The sequence below is a fragment of the Streptomyces sp. CA-249302 genome (genome assembly GCF_050936785.1).
Taxonomy (GTDB): Bacteria; Actinomycetota; Actinomycetes; order Streptomycetales; family Streptomycetaceae; genus Streptomyces.
Window position 1 is genome coordinate 5,161,478 of sequence record NZ_JBNJMG010000001.1, and the last position, 17,430, is coordinate 5,178,907.

A 17,430-nucleotide genomic window follows, 5' to 3' on the forward strand; every position below is an offset into this window, starting at 1 on the left:
TTAGCTTCGAAGTCTTCAGATCTAACTAGTTAGTAGGTGAACGTGACCAGGGCGATGGGCGCAGCGATGCGCCGGATCCATGTGGGAAACGCACTCAGCGCGTTCGGGCTCGGCTTCACGGTCCCGTACCTGTACGTCTATGTGGCGCAGGTGCGAGGGCTGGGGGCCATGACGGCGGGGCTCGTCCTCGCCGTCTTCGCCGTGGCCGCGCTGGTCGTGCTGCCGGTCGCCGGGCGGGCCATCGTCCGGCGCGGTCCCCTGCCGGTCCTGCTCGCCGCCCTGGTCACCGCCGCCGTCGGGGCGCTGAGCCTGGGGCTCGCGGGGAACGCGACGTCCGTACTCCTGGCCGCGGCGGCGCTCGGGGCGGGGCAGGCCGTGATGCAGCCGGCGCTCGCGACGATGATCGTGGACTGCTCCACGGCGGACACCCGCTCGCGTGCCTTCGCGACGCAGTTCTTCCTGCAGAACCTGGGGCTCGGCGTCGGTGGGCTCATCGGCGGGCATCTCGTCGACGCTACGCGCGTCGACTCCTTCACCCTGCTGTTCTCGATCGAGGCGGCGATGTTCCTGCTGCTCGCGATCGTGATGACGACGGTGCGGATGCCGCACTCGCCGCGTATCGAGGGGGCTCCCGGCCGGTCGGGGAAGAGCAGCTGGAAGCAGCTGCTGGGCAACCGGGCCATGGTGCAGCTGTCCGTGCTGGGCTTCGTGCTGTTCTTCGCCTGTTACGGGCAGTTCGAGTCGGGGCTGAGTGCCTACGGCGTCGAGGCCGCGGGGATCTCCACCTCCGCGCTGGGGTCGGCGCTGGCCGCCAACACGCTGATGATCGTGGTCGCGCAGTTCGCCGTGCTGAAGTTCGTCGAGCGGCGGCGTCGGTCGCGCGTGATCGCCGGGGTCGGACTGATCTGGGCCGTGGCGTGGGTCGCGGCCGGGTACGCCGGGCTCGGGCACGGTAGCCAGGAGATGGCGACGGCGGCCTTCGTGTCGACGTACGCCCTGTTCGGGCTGGGTGAGGCGATGTTGTCGCCGACTGTCGCCCCGCTGGTGGCCGATCTGGCGCCGGAGGGGATGGCCGGGCAGTACAACTCCGCGTTCGCCCTGGTGAAGCAGCTCGCGCTGGCCGTCGGGCCTGCGGTCGGCGGGCCCATGGGGGCCTCGCTGCACGCGCCGTACATCGTGGCGTTCTTTCTGTTCTCGCTCGGCATCACTTTCCTCGCGCTGCGGCTGGGGCGGCAGCTGACCGCCGTACAGGATCGGCCCTGGATCGGGCGGAGTCGGGTGGTTGCCCGTGGTGGGGCGGCTGCGGAGCCGGTTGTTGCGGAGGCGTGAGGTTCGGCTGGGCGGCCGTCACCTTCGGGTGGCGGCCGCCTTTGTGTTTCAGCGGGTGGCTGTCGCCAGGGTGGCCGTGAAGGTGAAGGTCGGGGCGTGGGGGGTCAGGCGGGTGACCAGGGCTCGGCCCGCTTCCGTCAGGGCGTCCGGGCCGTCGGAGTCCAGGATCTGCTGGGCCCAGGGGAGGACCGAGAGGTGGCCGGGGGCGAACTCGTCGAGTGGGGGGAGGGCGATGCCGAAGGTGAGCTCGTGGGCCTTCGCGTCGTGGAAGCCGGCCGTGCGGAGGGCCGTGGTGAGGCGGTCGGCGGTGCAGGCGAAGGCCGCGGCGAAGGAGTCGGCCGCCTGCTGGCCGCCGTATTCCTTGATGATCTCGTGTTGGGCGGCCATGTAGGGGCTGGTGAGGGCCGTGGGGGCCCAGACGGTTGCGGCGAAGCGGCCCTGGGGGCGGGTGACTCGGGCTGTCTCCGTGAGGGCCGCGTCGAGGTCGGGGAAGAACTGGGCGGCTTGTTGGCAGACGACGGCGTCGAAGGAGGCGTCGGGGTAGGGGAGTTCGTCGGCGGGGGCCGCGGTGAACTCGATGTCGGGGTAGTGGCGGGGGTGGTGGGCGGTGGCCACCTTGAGCATCGGCTCGTTGATGTCGGCGCCGAAGACCCGGCCGGTGGGGCCGGCCTGGGTGGCGGCCGCGCGGGCCGCGAAGCCGGTGCCGCAGGCCAGGTCGAGGACGGTCGCGCCCGGGGAGAGGTCGACGGCGTCCAGGATCGCGGTGACGAAGGGCGCCATGATGGGCGCGACGTAGTGCTCGTAGCGGTCGGCGGCTGTTTCGGTGAGCTGGAAACCCGGTTCGTCTGCCATGAAGAGCTAGTAGCACCGGAGATCGCTCAGGGCGAGGCCTTCGGCAGGACGAATTCGCACCAGACCGCCTTGCCGCCGCCCGGTGTGCGGCGTGAGCCCCAGTTCGACGCGATGGTCGCGACGATCGCGATGCCCCGGCCCGACTCGTCGCCCGGTTCGGCGCGGCGGCGGCGCGGGAGGTGGTCGTCGCCGTCGGTGACCTCGATGATCAGGCGGCGGTCGGTACGGCGCAGCCGCAGCCGCATCGGCGGGGTGCCGTGCTGGAGGGAGTTGGCGACGAGTTCGCTGGCCGCGAGGACGCCGAGGTCGTGCAGTTCGGTCGGGAAGCGCCAGCTGGTGAGGACGCCGGAGGCGAAGGCACGCGCGCGTGGGGCCGCTTCGATGCCGCCGAGGAGCTCCAGGGCGGCGTTGCGGAACAGCTCGCTGTCGGGGCCCGTGCGGGACGGGTGCTGGAGGACCAGGACGGCCACGTCGTCGTCGTGGTCCGCGGTCACGCCGGCCGAGCGGACCAGGCGGTCGCAGACGACCTGGGGGGTGCCCGTCGCGCCGGACAGGGCGCGCTCCAGGGCGGCGATGCCCTCGTCCAGGTCCTCGTCCCGGCGCTCCACCAGGCCGTCCGTGTAGAGCACGGCGGTCGAGCCGGGGCCGAGGGCGATGGAGCCGGAGGCGTGCATCCAGCCGCCGGTGCCGAGCGGCGGGCCGGTCGGTTCGTCGGCGCGCTGGACGGCTCCGCTCTCGTCGCGGACCAGGATCGGCAGGTGGCCGGCGGAGGCGTACACCAGGCGGCCCTCGTTCGGGTCGTGGATGGCGTACACGCAGGTGGCGATCTGGTTGGCGTCGATCTCGGCGGCGAGGCCGTCGAGGAGCTGGAGCACCTCGTGCGGGGGCAGGTCGAGACGGGCGTACGCGCGGACCGCCGTACGGAGTTGGCCCATGACGGCCGCCGCACGCACTCCCCGGCCCATGACGTCGCCGATGACCAGGGCGGTGCGGCCGCCGCCGAGGGTGATGACGTCGTACCAGTCGCCGCCGACCGCCGCCTCGTTCCCGCCGGGCTGGTAGGTGGCGGCCAGGCGCAGGTCGTCGGGTTCCTCGAGCTCCTGCGGGAGCAGGGAGCGCTGGAGGGTCACGGCGGTCTCGCGCTGGCGGCGTTCGCTGGCGCGCAGGCGTTCGGCGGCCTCGGCGTGGTCGGTGACGTCGGTGGCGAAGACGAGCACGCCCGCGTGGTCGCCCTCGGTGACCGGGGTGCAGGTGAAGGTGTAGGAGCGGCCGTCGGGAGCCTTGCGGGACTTGAGGGTGCGGGGCTTGCGGCTGCGCAGGACCTGGTCGAGGAGCGGGAGCAGGCCCAGTTCGGCGAGCTCGGGGAGGGATTCGCGGGTGGGCTCGCCGAGCGGGCGGGCGCCGAAGGCCGTCGTATAGGCGTCGTTGACGTAGGCGACGCGGTGGTCGGAGCCGTGCACCAGGGCGACCAGGGCCGGGACGCGGTCCAGGACCTCGCGGACGGGCAGGTCGTCGACGGCGGGGACGGGCGGGGCGTCGTCGGTGAGCTGTTCGGCTCGGGCGGCGGGGACCGAGCCGGCGCCTTCGGGCGGACGGTCGGGGGTGACCGCGTGGTCGGTCCGCGCTGCGGCGCGGCGCTGAGTTCCGGGGAGCCGGGCGCTCCAGCGCGTGAAGTTCACGAATCCTTGCCTCGTGTCGTCGTCTTCGGCCGGCTCCGGACCCTGCCGGAGGGCTGGGGGGTGACACCCCCGGGGTGCAGCACGGTGGGGAAAGCCTCTGGGGTCGTGGGACGAGCGGCTGCTCGCCCTGGGGTCGGGGTCAGTCTGGCAGTGTGGCCTACCTGGGCGACATCCGTCAGACGCCTGTCAGGTCCGCGGAGTTCCTGGATCCGGTCAGGACGACCCTTTCGGGTTCGGGTTCGGGTTCCGGTCGGAGTTCGGGTCGGTAGGAGGCTTTCCACCGGCCGCGAGTTCGAACTCCGCCCGGGGATGTTCGAGCGAGCCGAGCGAGACGATCTCCCGCTTGAAGAGGCCCGAGAGGGTCCATTCGGCCAGGACCCGGGCCTTCCGGTTGAAAGTGGGCACCCTGCTGAGGTGGTAGACGCGGTGCATGAACCAGGCAGGGTAGCCCTTCAGCTTGCGGCCGTAGACGTGCGCGACACCCTTGTGGAGGCCGAGGGAGGCGACCGAGCCGACGTACTTGTGGGCGTACGTCTCCAGCTGCTCGCCCCGGAGCGCGTGCGCGATGTTGTCGCCGAGGACCCTGGCCTGGCGGACCGCGTGCTGGGCGTTGGGGGCCGTCTCCTTGCCGGGCTCCTCGGCGGTGACGTCGGGGACGGCGGCCGCGTCTCCCGCGGCCCACGCGTGCGTGGCGCCGTCGATCGTCAGCTGGGGGGTGCATTTCAGCCGACCGCGTTCGTTGAGCGGGAGGTCGGTCGCGGCGAGGATCGGATGGGGTTTTACGCCGGCCGTCCACACGACCGTCCGGGTCGGGAAGCGGGCTCCGTCGCTGAGTACGGCGACCCGGTCCGCGCACGATTCGAGGCGGGTCTCCAGGCGTACGTCGATGTTGCGGCGGCGCAGTTCGGTGACCGTGTAGCGGCCCATCTCGGCGCCGACCTCGGGCAGGATGCGGTCCGAGGCCTCGACGAGGATCCACTTCATGTCCTCGGGCCGGACGTTGTGGTAGTAGCGCGCGGCGTACCGGGCCATGTCCTCCAGCTCGCCGAGCGCCTCCACGCCGGCGAACCCGCCGCCGACGAAGACGAAGGTGAGGGCCGCGTCGCGGATGGCGGGGTCGCGGGTGGAGGAGGCGATGTCCATCTGCTCGATGACGTGGTTGCGCAGCCCGATGGCCTCCTCGACGGACTTGAAACCGATGGCGTGCTCGGCGAGTCCGGGGATCGGGAGCGTGCGCGAGATCGAGCCCGGCGCGAGGACGAGTTCGTCGTACGTCAGCTGCTCCGGGCCCGCGCCCTCCTCCTCGGTGGCGAGGGTGGTGAGGGTGGCGGTGCGCTTGGCGTGGTCGATCGAGGTGACCTCGCCGATGACCACCCGGCACCGGTCGAGGACGCGGCGCAGCGGTACGACGACATGGCGGGGGGAAATGGCACCGGCCGCCGCCTCGGGAAGGAACGGCTGATAAGTCATGTACGGGTCCGGAGTGACGACTGTGATCTCGACCTCGCCCCGCCCGAGTTCCTGTTTCAACTTCCGCTGGAGGCGCAGAGCCGTGTACATCCCGACGTAGCCGCCGCCGACAACGAGAATGCGCGCACGTTCCTTCACCATCCCATGACGCACCGAGCGCTTGGGTTTGTCCACAGCCTCGACAATTTGTGTGACCGCGAGCCAGGGATCTCCGGAGTTGGCCGAATTGCCGGAGTGGTGCGAAGGATTGCAGGTCAGTGGGTGTGCGCCGGGTGTACGGAGGTGGCGCAATCGGGACGTATACGACCCGTACTCCGATCGGGGGGCGCTCCGTGCGGAACCTGCCCCTTCTGAATTGACCCCCTCTCAACTATGTTCGTGTGTCGACGGGGTGTAGGGGGATGCGCTCATCGGGTTCGAAGTCCGCGACGGGCGGGCTTGCGGATCCAGGGTTCTCCGCACGCCCCGGCTTTCACATGGCGGGGAGAGTCTCCGGGGGGAGACGTCATTACCGGGGGAACGCTTATGCATGTTCAGGACTCTCATTGGTCGTCCGCGTCCTCACTGACAGCGGGCGGCATGGTGAGCGCGGCGGCGGGGAACGGACGCGGGGACACCTCGCGGACGACGCCGTTGCGCGTGGACGCACAGCGCAATCTGGAGCACGTACTGCGCGCGGCGCGCGAGGTCTTCGGCGAGCTGGGTTACGGCGCGCCGATGGAGGACGTGGCGCGGCGGGCGCGGGTGGGTGTGGGGACCGTGTACCGGCGGTTCCCGAGCAAGGACGTCCTGGTGCGGCGGATAGCCGAGGAGGAGACCTCCCGGCTGACCGACCAGGCCCGGGCGGCGCTCGGCCAGGAGGACGAGCCGTGGTCGGCGCTCTCGCGCTTCCTGCGGACCTCGGTGGCCTCGGGCGCGGGGCGGCTGCTGCCGCCGCAGGTGCTGCGGGTCGGCGTGGCCGACGAGCGGGCCGACGGTTCGGTGTTCGACGAGGCGCGGGTGCCGCAGCAGCGGTCGCAGCCCGGCGCGGGTGAGCTGCGGCTGGTTCCCGAGGGTGGCGGCTCCGTACCGGCCGACGAGGACTCCGGGGCTGCGGCGCTGCTCGAGGTCGTGGGGCAGCTGGTGGAGCGGGCGCGGGCGGCGGGTGAGCTGCGGGCGGACGTTTCCGTGGCGGACGTGCTGCTGGTGATCGCCACGGCGGCGCCCTCGCTGCCGGATGCGGCGCAGCAGGCGGCGGCTTCGGCTCGGCTGCTGGACATTCTGCTGGAGGGGTTGCGGTCTCGCCCTGCGTGACGTGTGTTCCGGCCTCCGGCCGGGATTTATTCTCCCACCCGCACCACCCGTGACACTTTCGTGGTCGGGTGCGGGTGGCCCTCGTGGGACGCGTTCGCCATCGGCGGCCGCGGGTGGAGTGCCGGCGGTCATCCGCGGTGCATTACCCGAAAAGGTGACCGTGGGGTGCGGGCTCTGCGCCGCCCGCGCTCCCCGTGCACGCCCCGAATGCGCCGGACATTTCGGGAATTGTCGCCAACTTCGGTTCGGCAGACGTCATTTGACCCTTCCCCGAATGGGTGAGGGCTAGTACTGCGTTGCGGCAAATCCCCACGGACGAGTGGATCGATCGCACTCAGGGGGTCCTGAACAAAAGCCAATATGGCACTCTGACCCGGTGTTCGGGACTGGTTGGGCAGGCGGCGGGGGCTTTCCGCGATGAGCGTTGACGGGCGGGACGGGGACGGGACACCGGGGGACGGTGACCCGGAGGACGGCGGTACGCCGCAGGTGCCGCTCCAGGGGGGACGCGCCGCCATCCCGGCCCAGGGCGGCGAGCCCGTCGAGGGCAGTGTCCCGGCCCAGCGCGACCGGCGGGAGGACGCCGGCATCCTGCCGCCGCCGCGGGAGATGCCACCCTCCGACGCCGATCTGATCGAGCGGATGCGCGCCGGCGACGACACCGCGTACGAGGAGCTCTACCGGCGCCACGCGAACGCCGTGCGCCGGTACGCCCGTACCTGCTGCCGTGACGCCCACACCGCCGACGACCTCACCGCCGAGGTCTTCGCCCGCATGCTCCAGGCGGTGCGCGGCGGGTCCGGCCCCGAGCACGCCGTACGCGCCTATCTGCTCACCACCGTCCGCCGGGTCGCCGCGAACTGGACGAAGTCCGCGAAGCGGGAGCAACTGGTCGACGACTTCGCGGTGTTCGCCGCGCAGTCCTCCCGCTCCCCCGAGGTGTCGGACGACGCTGCATCCATCAGCTCCTTCGGAGCGGGTCTGGACCTCGGCGCCGACGTGCGCGCGATGCACGAGGCCGAGCAGTCCATGGCCATGCAGGCCTTCCGCTCGCTGCCCGAGCGCTGGCAGGCCGTGCTGTGGCACACCGAGGTCGAGGACGAGTCGCCCAGCGAGGTCGCCACACTCTTCGGGCTGGACGCAAACGGCACGCGGGTGCTCGCCAGCCGCGCCCGCGAGGGCCTCAAGCAGGCCTATCTCCAGGCCCATGTCAGCGCGAGCCTCGCCACCGACGAGGAGTGCGCCCGCTACGCCGACCGGCTCGGCGCCTACGCCCGCGGCGGCCTGCGCACCCGCGCCGAACGGGGGCTGCGCAAGCATCTGGAAGAGTGCGCCAAGTGCCGGCTGGCCGCGGGCCAGATCAAGGAAGTCGCCAGCGGCATCCCGGCCGCCGTGCCGATCGCGGTCATCGGCTGGTTCGGCGCCGCCGGGTACGCCAAGGTCGCCGCGCTCGTCGCGGGCGGTGCCGGCGCCGGTGCGGCGGGCGCCGCGGGTGCGGCCGCCGCGGCCGGTGGCTCCTCCGGCGGGGCGAGCGCCGGGGGCGGGGCGGCGGCCTCCGAGGGGCTGGGCGCGCCGGTGAAGGCCGGTATCGCCGCCGGTGTCGTCGCCGCGGCCGGCGTCGCGATCGCCATCGCGCTGGCCGGCAGCCCTCACCAGGCCAAGAAGCCCGACGCGAAGCCGCCGGTCTCCTCGCCGATCGTCCGGCCCGAGTCGCCGACGCCCGCGCCGACCAAGAAGGAACCCACGCCTGCTCCCCCGGTGATCGCGGCCGCGCCCGGACCCACGCCGACGCCGACCCCCACGCCCCGGCCGAAGCCCACCCCGACCCCTACCCCTACGCCGACGCCCACCCCGAAACCCAAGCCGACGCCGACCCCCAAGCCCACGCCCACCCCGACGCCGACTCCCCCGCCCGCTCCCGTCGCCTACCAGTGGAGCGAGCTGTCCTACGACGTCAGCGGCGACGGCACCAAGCCCGAGATGCGGCTCGGTGAGAGCAGCTGGGTCTGGCAGCGGTACGGCCTCTCGATCGGCGACCAGCAGTACACGCACGGCGTGACCGTGCACGGCCGGTCCTCCGTCACCATCGACCTCAACCGCAGCTGCACCGCCTACGACGCCTCCGTCGGCATCGACGACTCCACCCTGGGCCTCGGCAAGGTGTACTTCTCCGTCTACGCCGACGGCGCCCGGCTGTGGAAGTCCGGCCTGGTCGAGGGCGGCGACCCGGCTGTTCCGGTCCATGTGAACCTCGCCGGGCACAAGACCGTACGGCTGGTCGTCGAACCGCACAGCAACTTCGACTCGCTGACGCTCGCGGACTGGGCCGAGTCGAAGTTCACCTGCTCTTAGGGGACTTCAGCCGCTTGCCGGGGAACTCAGTTGCCCGTGGGGGATTTACGGGCCTGGTCGGCGGGGTGGTCGCGCAGGGCTCCGGTGAGCTCGTCGAGCAGTTCGTCGGTGGTGAGGGCGGCGCCCGTACCGTACTCCGCCTCCCAGCGGCCCGCGCCCAGCGCGACGCGGGCGGCCGATTCGGCACGCTCCGCCTTTGCGCCCTCCGGCATGGCGCGCGGGTTGTCGCCGCGCCGGCGGTCGGCGGCCGCGAGCAGACGGGCCACGCGCACGTGGTCGCCGAGTTCGGCCAGCACCGTCGCCGTGGTGTCCACCAGGGCCGACGTGACCGCGTCCGCGCAGCGCCGCTCGATCGCCTCCCGCACGGCACCGATCAGCTTCGGCAGTCCGTGTGCCGGACCGGCCTCGGCAACGGTCACCAACGCCTCGGTCGCGCTCAGCAGCACCAGGAACTGGGGTGGCGGCGTGCCCCGCCCGATCTCCCCGCGGGCCCCCTCGCACAGCTCGCGCGCCCGGCCGATGTTCTTCTCGTCCAGCGCCAGCTGGGCGCGCATCAGCAGCACGAACGCCCGGGAGTCGGCCACGCCGTAGCGGTCCGCCGCGGCCGCCGCCTCGTCCAGTGCGGCCAGTGCGGCGGCGCGGTCGCCGACGCGGTAGGAGAACTCCGCGAGCCGGGCGATCAGGAAGGGCGTCTCGGCGTACGCCCCCACCTCGTAGGCCAGGCGCAGTGCCTCCTCGTACTCGTCCCTGGCCTCGACGTACCGCCCGCGGGCCAGGCTCGTCTCGCCGGCCGCGCTGCGCACCTGGGCGCCCATCCAGCGGTCGCCGACGCGGCGGCTGAGCACCCTGAGCTCCGCGAGGTCCTCGTCGATGCCCTTCATGCCGCCCGGCGAGTCGACGACCATGTGGGTCCGGAACATCAGGGTGACGCCGACCGCCCAGTCGTCGCCGTGCGCCCGGCAGTGGGCGACGGCGACCTCCATCATGGCCGCGACCTCCTCCGAGTTGCTCAGGACGTAGGCGGTCATCGGCCACAGGAGCCCCGGGAAGCGGGCCGCCGCGGGGCCGCCCGGCTGGTAGTGGCCCCGCACCCGGCGGACGTACTCCCGCAGCCGCTCGTCGAGGAGGGTGTCCATCGGCTCGACCTCGGCCTGGAGGAATATGTGCAGCATCCGGAGATCCATCCGGAGACCGTGCAACGGGTGGTGCGCCTCGCCGTCCGGGGTGGCGAGGTAGGCGGCGACCGGGTCCACGTGCGCCAGGGCGGCGAGGGGGTCGGGAGTGGGCGGGTGGGAGGTGTCGGCGGCGCTTCTGTTGTCCAGGAGCGCGCCGAGGCGTAGGACCTGGTCCGCCCAGGCGCCACCCTCGTGACGGTAGTTGCGCAGCCACCAGAACCAGCCCATGGCCAGGGCGAGGGTGCCGGCCTCCGACTCCTCGCCGGCGACGAGGGCGCGGTGCAGGGCCGCGCGGATGTTGTCCAGCTCGGTCTCCAGGCGGGAGATCCACGGGAGTTGGCCGTCGGAGCGCAGCAGTGGCTCGGCCTCCGCCACCAGCGCGCGCACCCACGCCCGGTGCCGTCGCTCGGCCTCTGCGCGCAGTTCGGGGACCTCGGCGGCGCGCTCCACGGCGTACTCGTGGATCGTCTCCAGCATGCGGTAGCGCATACCGGCGCCCTCGCCGGAGCCGTCGTCCCCGTGCGGTGCGGCCACGATCAGGGACTTGTCGACGAGCGCCCCGACCAGGTCCGCCGCGAGGCCGCCGCACACCGCCTCCGCCGCCGCGAGGTCCCAGCCGCCCGCGAACACCGACGCCTCGCGCAGCAGCGTCCGCTCCTGCTCGTCCAGCAGGTCCCAGGACCAGTCGACGACCGCGCGCAGGGTCTGCTGGCGGGGCAGGACCGTGCGGCTTCCGGAGGTGAGGAGGCGGAAGCGGTCGTCGAGGCGGTCGGCGATCTGGCGGGGTGTGAGCAGCCGCAGGCGGGCCGCGGCGAGCTCGATGGCGAGCGGGAGGCCGTCCAGGCGGCGGCAGATCTCCACGACGGCCTCTCGGTCGCCGAGGAGGGCGTCCGCGTCGGGGCGGACGGCGGACGCGCGCTCCTCGAAGAGGCGGAGCGCCTGGTCGGGGACGAGGGGTTCGACCGGGCGCACCGACTCGCCCGGGATGCCCAGGGGTTCACGGCTGGTGGCGAGGATCGTGAGGCCCGGGCAGCGGGTGAGGAGCGTCTCGGCGAGGGCGGCGGTCGCTTCGATGACATGTTCGCAGTTGTCAAGGATCAGGAGTTGGCTGCGCGGGGCGCAGTACTCGACGAGCAGGGCGAGCGGGTCGTCCTGCGGGGCGGTCAGCTCGGTGGTCATGAGCACGGTCTCGCGCAGACCGAGCGCGCTGACCACCGCGCCGGGCACCGCCTCCGGCCGGTCGAGCGGCGCCAGCTCGACCAGCCACGCCTGCGGGAGCCCGGCGGCGGCTTCCTCGGCGAGACGGGTCTTTCCAGAGCCGCCCGGTCCGGTGAGGGTGACGAGTCGGGCCCTGTGCAATTCGGAACGGATGGCGACGAGTTCGGGTTCCCGCCCCACGAAAGAGGTAAGCCGCGGACGGAGGTTGCCGGTGCGGGTGGGGGGTTGGGGGTGGGGTTGGGGGTGGGGTTGGGGGTGGGGGTGGGGGTGGGGTTGGGGGTGGGGGTGGGGGTGAGCGGACGAGGGGTTGGGGGGCGTCGGCTCGGGGGCGTGGGCCGGCTCGGGGGGAGCTGCGGGCGAGGAGTGGGCGGGCGCGGGCGGGGTGGCTGGATCGAGGGAGGTCGTGGGCGCGGCGTGGGCGGCTGGCGCCGAGGAGGTCGCGGGTGCGGAGGCGTCGGCCGGCGCGGAGGGGCTCGCGGGGATGGGGGAAGTGGGGGGCGCGGCGGAGCCGGCTGGCTCGGGGGATCTTGCGGGCTCTGAAGAGTCGGCCGGCGCGGAGGAGCCTGCGGGTGTCGAGGAGTTGGCCGGCTCGGGGGAAGCCGCCGGCGCTGAGTCGGCTGCGGGTCTGGAGGTCTCGGTGGGCTCAGGGCCCGTCGGGGTGGGGTGGGCCGTGGTTGTCGAGGTTGGGTGCGGGGAGCCGGTCGGGGTGGGTCGCGATGTCGCCGCAGGGGCAGGTTGCGATGACGGTGTCGGGGTCGGTCGCGGTGCCGCCGTAGAAGCGGGGCTCGGTGCCGCCGTAGAGGCACGGTTTCTCGGTGTCGGCGGGTGAGTGGATTCCGGTGTTCCCGTGAGGAGTTCCCTGTGTAGGGCGCGGAGTTGGGGACCCGGGTCCGTGCCCAGGTCGTTGGCCAGGGCTTGGCGGGCTGATTCGTAGACGGCGAGGGCGTCGGCGCTGCGGTTCGTGTCGCGTAGGGCTCGGATCAGGAGGGCGTGGAGGGGTTCGTCGTACGGGTGTGCCGCGGTCAGTTGTTTCAGGTGCGGTACGGCTGTGTGGGCGCGGCCCAGGCGTAGGTCGGCCTCTATGCGGGCGCGGGTCGCCTCCAGGTGCAGGGCCTCGGGGCGGGTTGCCGGGGTGCGGTCGGGGAGGTCTGCCAGGGCGGGGCCGCGCCAGAGGGTCAGGGCCTCGGCCAGGGTTTGGGCGGCCTCGTCGGCGTTGTCGTGGGCCAGGGCCGTTGTGCCCTGGCGTACCAGGTGTTCGAAGACGTACAGGTCGATGTCCGCTTCGGTGGCCGCCAGGAGGTAGCCGCCGGGGTCGGAGGTGATGGCGTTCTTGCCGAGGGTGCGGCGGAGGCGGCCGACGAGGGCATGGAGGGCGGCGGGGGCGTCCTGCGGTGGGGCCTCTCCCCAGACGTCGTCGATCAGGGTGTCGGGGGTGGTGACGCGGCCGGGGCGTAGGGCGAGGGCGGTCAGGAGGGCGCGTAGGCGGGGGCCGGGGACGGGTATGGCGAGGCCTTGGTCGTCTTCGGCCTGGGTGACGCCCAGGATTTTGTACCGCACCGGGTCATTGTCGCCGGGGGTGTGGGGTGGGGCACGGTGTTTTGGGCGCCGGTGGGGGTGGGGGCGGTGTCGTGGTGTGTGGGTCGGGCTGTTTTCGCCCCCGCCGCCCCTACCCGTCCCATCACCAGGGGCTTCGCCCCTTCGACCCCACCAGGGGGCTCCGCCCCCTGGACCCCCGTCGGCCCTGAAAGGGCCTCGTCCTCAAACGCCGGACGGGCTGGAAATGACGGCCGGGATCTGGAGATGACGGCCGGGATCGAGAAGGCGCCGCCGCCCCGGCAGCTCGAACGCCCCTCACCCACCCCCCGAAGCCAACGCCCCCCTCTTGGGCGTGATTCCTGCCGGTACCGCCCGTTGGCGGGCCGGTGTGCCTGTCCAGCAGGTGCCTCGGCGGGCCAGTAGGCGGCCCAGCCAGAGTTCCAGGGAGACCAGGTCTGCGAGGCCGTCCAGCGGCAGGGGCTCGCCCTGGGCCGCCGAGCGGAGGGCCTTGCGGACGACCCGTGCCTCCACCAGGCCCGCCTCCGCCAGGAGGGGAGTGCCGAAGAGGGCCATCAGGGAGTCGGCGGCGACGCGGATGCCCGTGCGGGCCGCCACCGCCGCGGATGCGTGGGAGGGGGCGCCCCAGCCGGGTGGGAGGTCGCTCACGCCGGCGCCTTCCAGGACCGTGCGGAGGATGGCCGCGCGGGCGCCCGGCTGGACGCGCAGGGCCTCCGGGAGGGCGCGGCAGGCTCGGACGACCTGGTTGTCGAGGAAGGGGGCGTGCAGGCGTTGGGAGCGGACCTCGGCCGCCTGTTCGAGGATGCGGAGGTCCGCGGCGTGGCGGGCGAGGGCCGCACGCGCGCGGTAGTCGCCTGGGCGCTGACCGGGGCCGACGCCCGAGCGGTGCGTGGAGGCCTGGAGGCGAACCGATACTTCAGCGAGGGCCTCGCCGGTCAGCCAGCGGGCCGCCGGGCCGGGTCTGGCCCAGGCGAGGGCGGAGAGAGACGCGCCGACCGCGCCTCCGGGCTCGTCGAAACGGCGCTCCAGGAGACGGTCGGCGAGGGCCTCCAGTCCCGTGCGGTACGGGGTGCGGGCCAGCTTGCGGGCAGCGCCGTACACGCGCGCGGGGACGAGTACCGAGCCGTCCGCCTTCGCGAGTGCGGCGACCGGGCGGACCAGGTGGCGGCGTTTGCGGTCCATCAGGAGGTCGGCCAGGCGGGCCGGGTGGGCGTCCAGGACCTGGCGGGCGCCGTAGCCCGTGAAGTGGTCCGCGCTGCCGGCGGCCAGGCGGGCGCGGTGGCGGGCGGCGGTGACGAGGGACTGGCCGGGTTCGTCGGTCAGCGGGCCGTCCAGGTCGGCGTACGGGAGGGTCTCCTCGCCGCCGGCCACGACCACGTGGTGCAGGCGGGGGTTGGCGGCCAGGGTGCCCGCGCGTTCCAGCTCGGCTTCGCGGCCGCCGACCGCCAGGTCGTTGAAGGTGACCGCCAGGAGGCGTTCGCCGGCGCCCGTGCCGTGGCCAAGGACCGTCCCGGGCATGCCCGGGAGGCCGGCCGCCAGGAGGGCGAGCGTCCCGGACGCGGGGCCGCCGGACAGGTCCGCGCCGATGCCGGCCACCGGCATCCCGCGCGCGGCTCGGCGTTCGGCGGGCCCCATGCCGGGCACCGGGCCGGGGTCCATGTCGACCCCGGGGACGTGCCGCGGCGCCGACAGGCGCGCGCGTACCGCGTCGACCAGTGCGTCGCGTACGGCGTCCACCGCGCTGTCGGGGTCGGCCGAGGGCGCCGCCACCGCGAGGGAGGCGACCGGCTCGTACCCGGCGATCTCACGCGCCCCGGCGCGCAGGATCAGCGCGTGCCCCGGCGGAATGCGCCGTACGCCGTCGTAGGGCGTGGAGTCGTGCAGGGCCGCCGGGACGTCGGGAGCGGCGAGGAGGGCGGCCAGGTGGCCGAAGTCGAGGTTGGCCTCGATGAGGTCGGCGAGCGGGAGCGCGGCGGTCGAGTAGGCCGTGCCGCCTGCCCAGGGGGTGTAGAACACCGGGCGCGCGCCCGCCAGATCGCCGCACACGGTCACGCGGCGGCCCACCTGGACCACGGCGGTGTAACTGCCCGGCCAGGCCGTCAGATGGCGCAGGGCGCCCCCGCGCGCGGCGAACAGGCCCACCCGCAGCTCCTCGTCGGAGGCTCCGCAGGTGCCCAGGACCGCGATCCGGGTCCGGGCGTCGGCCTGCACCACCCGCACCTCGTCGGGGCGCCAGTCGCCGACCGCCCACAGCGGATCGGGGTCGCCCCAGAGGAGTTGGGATCCCACCGGGTGCACGGTCTCGCCGTCGCTTCCGGTGGCCCCCGCGGAGCCGATCTCGGCTGCTCCCGCGGCGGTGCTGCTCCACCCCACCAACCACCGCATCGCCGCCTCCACAGGCTGTGGACAACCAGTGCACCGTACGAACCGGTTCACCATGCTGCCACGAAGAACGCGCGCGTGGAGGGGCCGAGGAGCCGCTCGCGATACCCGGAACGCGCCGGGGCGCTCCCCCTTCCGGGGAGACGGACGAGGTACGAACGGCCGTACGGGGCACGGCCGCTGCGACGCGAATGCGCCCCCGCTATGCGCCCCGAAAACGCCCTTCACGCCCTCAAGTTCCGTGGTGGGAGGCTTATTTACCCGGAGAAGGCGGGGTCGGTTTTCAGCCAAATCGGCGGCGCGGGGACAGGTGTGCACACGCTCCGTACAGGCTCTGCGCACCGCAACCGCGGCGCGCAGCCCGGGAGGTGGAGTTCACCTCCCGGACCGTTCCGCCGCCCGCGGGGATGGAGGCGGCGGTGTCCCCCAGCCCACTGGATCCAGTACAGCGGGCCGACCCACGCACGGCCCATGGAACCGCTCCCCCACTGGCCGGAGAAGAGCGCACGGACGGGCGCACGGCCACACAGCGGGAGCACGACGCAACTGCGCGTATCGGACCCGTACTTCAGTACGGACCACAATCCCGCCATCCGGAATAAAGCCTCTTAACGCTTGGGATGCGGCGAACTACGCTGGGTTTACGAATGCCGCGTGGTTATGCCAGCGCGGCAGCCGTCTGTGTCGAGGGGTGGCGCATGTCCAGGGAGCAACGCGGGCCGAACGAAAAACTCGGCGCCGTTCTCGCCCTCGCGGGAATCAGCAACGCAGGACTCGCGCGTCGCGTCAACGATCTTGGCGCTCAACGCGGGTTGACTCTTCGCTACGACAAGACGTCGGTGGCGCGCTGGGTGTCGAAGGGCATGGTGCCGCAGGGCGCCGCGCCGCACCTCATCGCGGCCGCCATCGGCCAGAAGCTCGGCCGCCCGGTGCCGCTCCACGAGATCGGCCTGGCGGACGCGGATCCCGCACCCGAGGTGGGCCTCGCCTTCCCCAGGGACGTCGGTCAGGCGGTGCGGTCGGCGACGGAGCTCTACCGTCTCGACCTCGCGGGCCGGCGCGCCGGCACCGGTGGCATCTGGCAGTCGCTGGCCGGATCGTTCGCAGTAAGCGCGTACGCAACGCCCGCCTCACGGTGGCTGATAACCCCGGCCGACAGTTCGGTCGCGCGCGAGGTGAACTCCGCGGAGGGGTCCGGCGCACCGCTCAAAGTCGGCCACAGCGATGTGCAGAAGCTGCGGGAGGCCGCCGAGGACGCCAGGCGCTGGGACTCCAAGTACGGAGGCGGCGACTGGCGTTCGTCCATGGTGCCCGAGTGCTTACGGGTGGAGGCGGCACCGCTGCTGCTCGGCTCGTACTCCGACGAGGTCGGCCGCGCGCTGTTCGGGGCGAGCGCCGAACTCACCCGTCTCGCGGGCTGGATGGCCTTCGACACGGGGCAGCAGGAGGCCGCGCAGCGGTACTACATCCAGGCGCTGCGGCTCGCCCGCGCGGCCGCCGACGTGCCCCTCGGGGGGTATGTGCTGGCGTCCATGTCCCTGCAGGCGACCTACAGAGGCTTCGGCGACGAGGGCGTCGACCTCGCGCAGGCCGCCCTGGAGCGCAACCGGGGGCTGGCGACCGCCCGCACCATGAGCTTCTTCCGGCTGGTCGAGGCACGGGCACACGCGCGTGCCGGTGACGCGCAGGCCGCGGGTGCGGCGCTCAAGGCGGCCGAGGGGTGGCTGGAGCGGTCCCGGGAGGGCGACAACGACCCGTCCTGGCTCGGCTTCTACTCCTACGACCGGTTCGCCGCGGACGCGGCCGAGTGCTACCGGGACCTCAAGGCGCCGCGCCAGGTCCGCAGGTTCACCGAGCAGGCGCTGTCGAAGCCGACGGAGGAGTTCGTACGGTCGCACGGGCTGCGGCTCGTCGTCTCGGCCGTCGCGGAGCTCGAGTCGGGCAACCTCGATGCGGCGTGCGAGCAGGGCGTGCGGGCGGTGGAGGTCGCGGGGCGCATCTCCTCGGCCCGCACCACCGAGTACGTGAAGGACCTTTTGCACCGTTTGGAGCCCTATGGGGACGAGCCGCGGGTCGTGGAGCTGCGCGAGCGGGCCAGGCCTTTGCTGATGGCTCCGGCGTAGGCA

Annotated in this window: 9 protein-coding genes; 4 read left to right on the forward strand and 5 right to left on the reverse strand. The window is 73.1% G+C overall.

The window, feature by feature from the left end:
* The first annotated feature begins 66 nt into the window (after positions 1-66).
* Complete coding sequence (locus tag ACQEWB_RS23165) at positions 67-1,329, forward strand: MFS transporter (RefSeq protein WP_432843961.1); 1,263 nt, start codon at positions 67-69, stop codon at positions 1,327-1,329.
* 48 nt (positions 1,330-1,377) lie between these two features.
* Here the strand turns inward: ACQEWB_RS23165 and ACQEWB_RS23170 are convergent, their stop codons facing one another.
* The 3 genes from ACQEWB_RS23170 to ACQEWB_RS23180 form a co-directional block, all read right to left on the reverse strand.
* Complete coding sequence (locus ACQEWB_RS23170; RefSeq protein ID WP_432833990.1) at positions 1,378-2,181, reverse strand: class I SAM-dependent methyltransferase; 804 nt, start codon at positions 2,179-2,181, stop codon at positions 1,378-1,380.
* Between the two features lie 26 nt (positions 2,182-2,207).
* A complete protein-coding gene (locus tag ACQEWB_RS23175) occupies positions 2,208-3,860 on the reverse strand; it encodes an ATP-binding SpoIIE family protein phosphatase (RefSeq protein WP_432833993.1) in 1,653 nt (550 codons plus the stop codon).
* Positions 3,861-4,073: 213 nt separating this feature from the next.
* On the reverse strand, positions 4,074-5,471 hold the full coding sequence (locus tag ACQEWB_RS23180; protein WP_432833995.1) for an NAD(P)/FAD-dependent oxidoreductase: 1,398 nt from the start codon (positions 5,469-5,471) through the stop codon (positions 4,074-4,076).
* Between the two features lie 384 nt (positions 5,472-5,855).
* Between ACQEWB_RS23180 and ACQEWB_RS23185 the strand changes: the two genes are divergently transcribed.
* Positions 5,856-6,623: a TetR/AcrR family transcriptional regulator gene (locus tag ACQEWB_RS23185; protein WP_432833997.1), complete on the forward strand. Its 768-nt coding sequence runs from the start codon at positions 5,856-5,858 to the stop codon at positions 6,621-6,623.
* Between the two features lie 417 nt (positions 6,624-7,040).
* The gene (locus tag ACQEWB_RS23190; protein ID WP_432833999.1) at positions 7,041-8,975 is read left to right on the forward strand and encodes a sigma-70 family RNA polymerase sigma factor; all 1,935 of its coding nucleotides are present in this window, start codon (positions 7,041-7,043) and stop codon (positions 8,973-8,975) included.
* Positions 8,976-9,001: 26 nt separating this feature from the next.
* Here ACQEWB_RS23190 and ACQEWB_RS23195 read toward each other — a convergent pair whose 3' ends face one another.
* The gene (locus ACQEWB_RS23195) at positions 9,002-12,925 is read right to left on the reverse strand and encodes a BTAD domain-containing putative transcriptional regulator (protein ID WP_432834001.1); all 3,924 of its coding nucleotides are present in this window, start codon (positions 12,923-12,925) and stop codon (positions 9,002-9,004) included.
* Between the two features lie 294 nt (positions 12,926-13,219).
* Positions 13,220-15,307, reverse strand: coding sequence for an asparagine synthase-related protein (locus tag ACQEWB_RS23200; protein WP_432834003.1), 2,088 nt, complete (start codon positions 15,305-15,307; stop codon positions 13,220-13,222).
* 695 nt (positions 15,308-16,002) lie between these two features.
* Between ACQEWB_RS23200 and ACQEWB_RS23205 the strand changes: the two genes are divergently transcribed.
* The gene (locus ACQEWB_RS23205) at positions 16,003-17,427 is read left to right on the forward strand and encodes an MFS transporter (RefSeq protein ID WP_432834005.1); all 1,425 of its coding nucleotides are present in this window, start codon (positions 16,003-16,005) and stop codon (positions 17,425-17,427) included.
* Positions 17,428-17,430: the final 3 nt, after the last annotated feature.

Bases quoted from the DNA above. Each gene is read 5' to 3' on its own strand.
- ACQEWB_RS23165 (WP_432843961.1), top strand. From the start codon at position 67: ATGCGCCGGATCCATGTGGGAAACGCACTCAGCGCGTTCGGGCTCGGC.
- ACQEWB_RS23170 (WP_432833990.1), bottom strand. From the start codon at position 2,181: ATGGCAGACGAACCGGGTTTCCAGCTCACCGAAACAGCCGCCGACCGC.
- ACQEWB_RS23180 (WP_432833995.1), bottom strand. From the start codon at position 5,471: ATGGTGAAGGAACGTGCGCGCATTCTCGTTGTCGGCGGCGGCTACGTC.
- ACQEWB_RS23185 (WP_432833997.1), top strand. From the start codon at position 5,856: ATGCATGTTCAGGACTCTCATTGGTCGTCCGCGTCCTCACTGACAGCG.
- ACQEWB_RS23190 (WP_432833999.1), top strand. From the start codon at position 7,041: ATGAGCGTTGACGGGCGGGACGGGGACGGGACACCGGGGGACGGTGAC.
- ACQEWB_RS23200 (WP_432834003.1), bottom strand. From the start codon at position 15,307: ATGCGGTGGTTGGTGGGGTGGAGCAGCACCGCCGCGGGAGCAGCCGAG.
- ACQEWB_RS23205 (WP_432834005.1), top strand. From the start codon at position 16,003: ATGTCCAGGGAGCAACGCGGGCCGAACGAAAAACTCGGCGCCGTTCTC.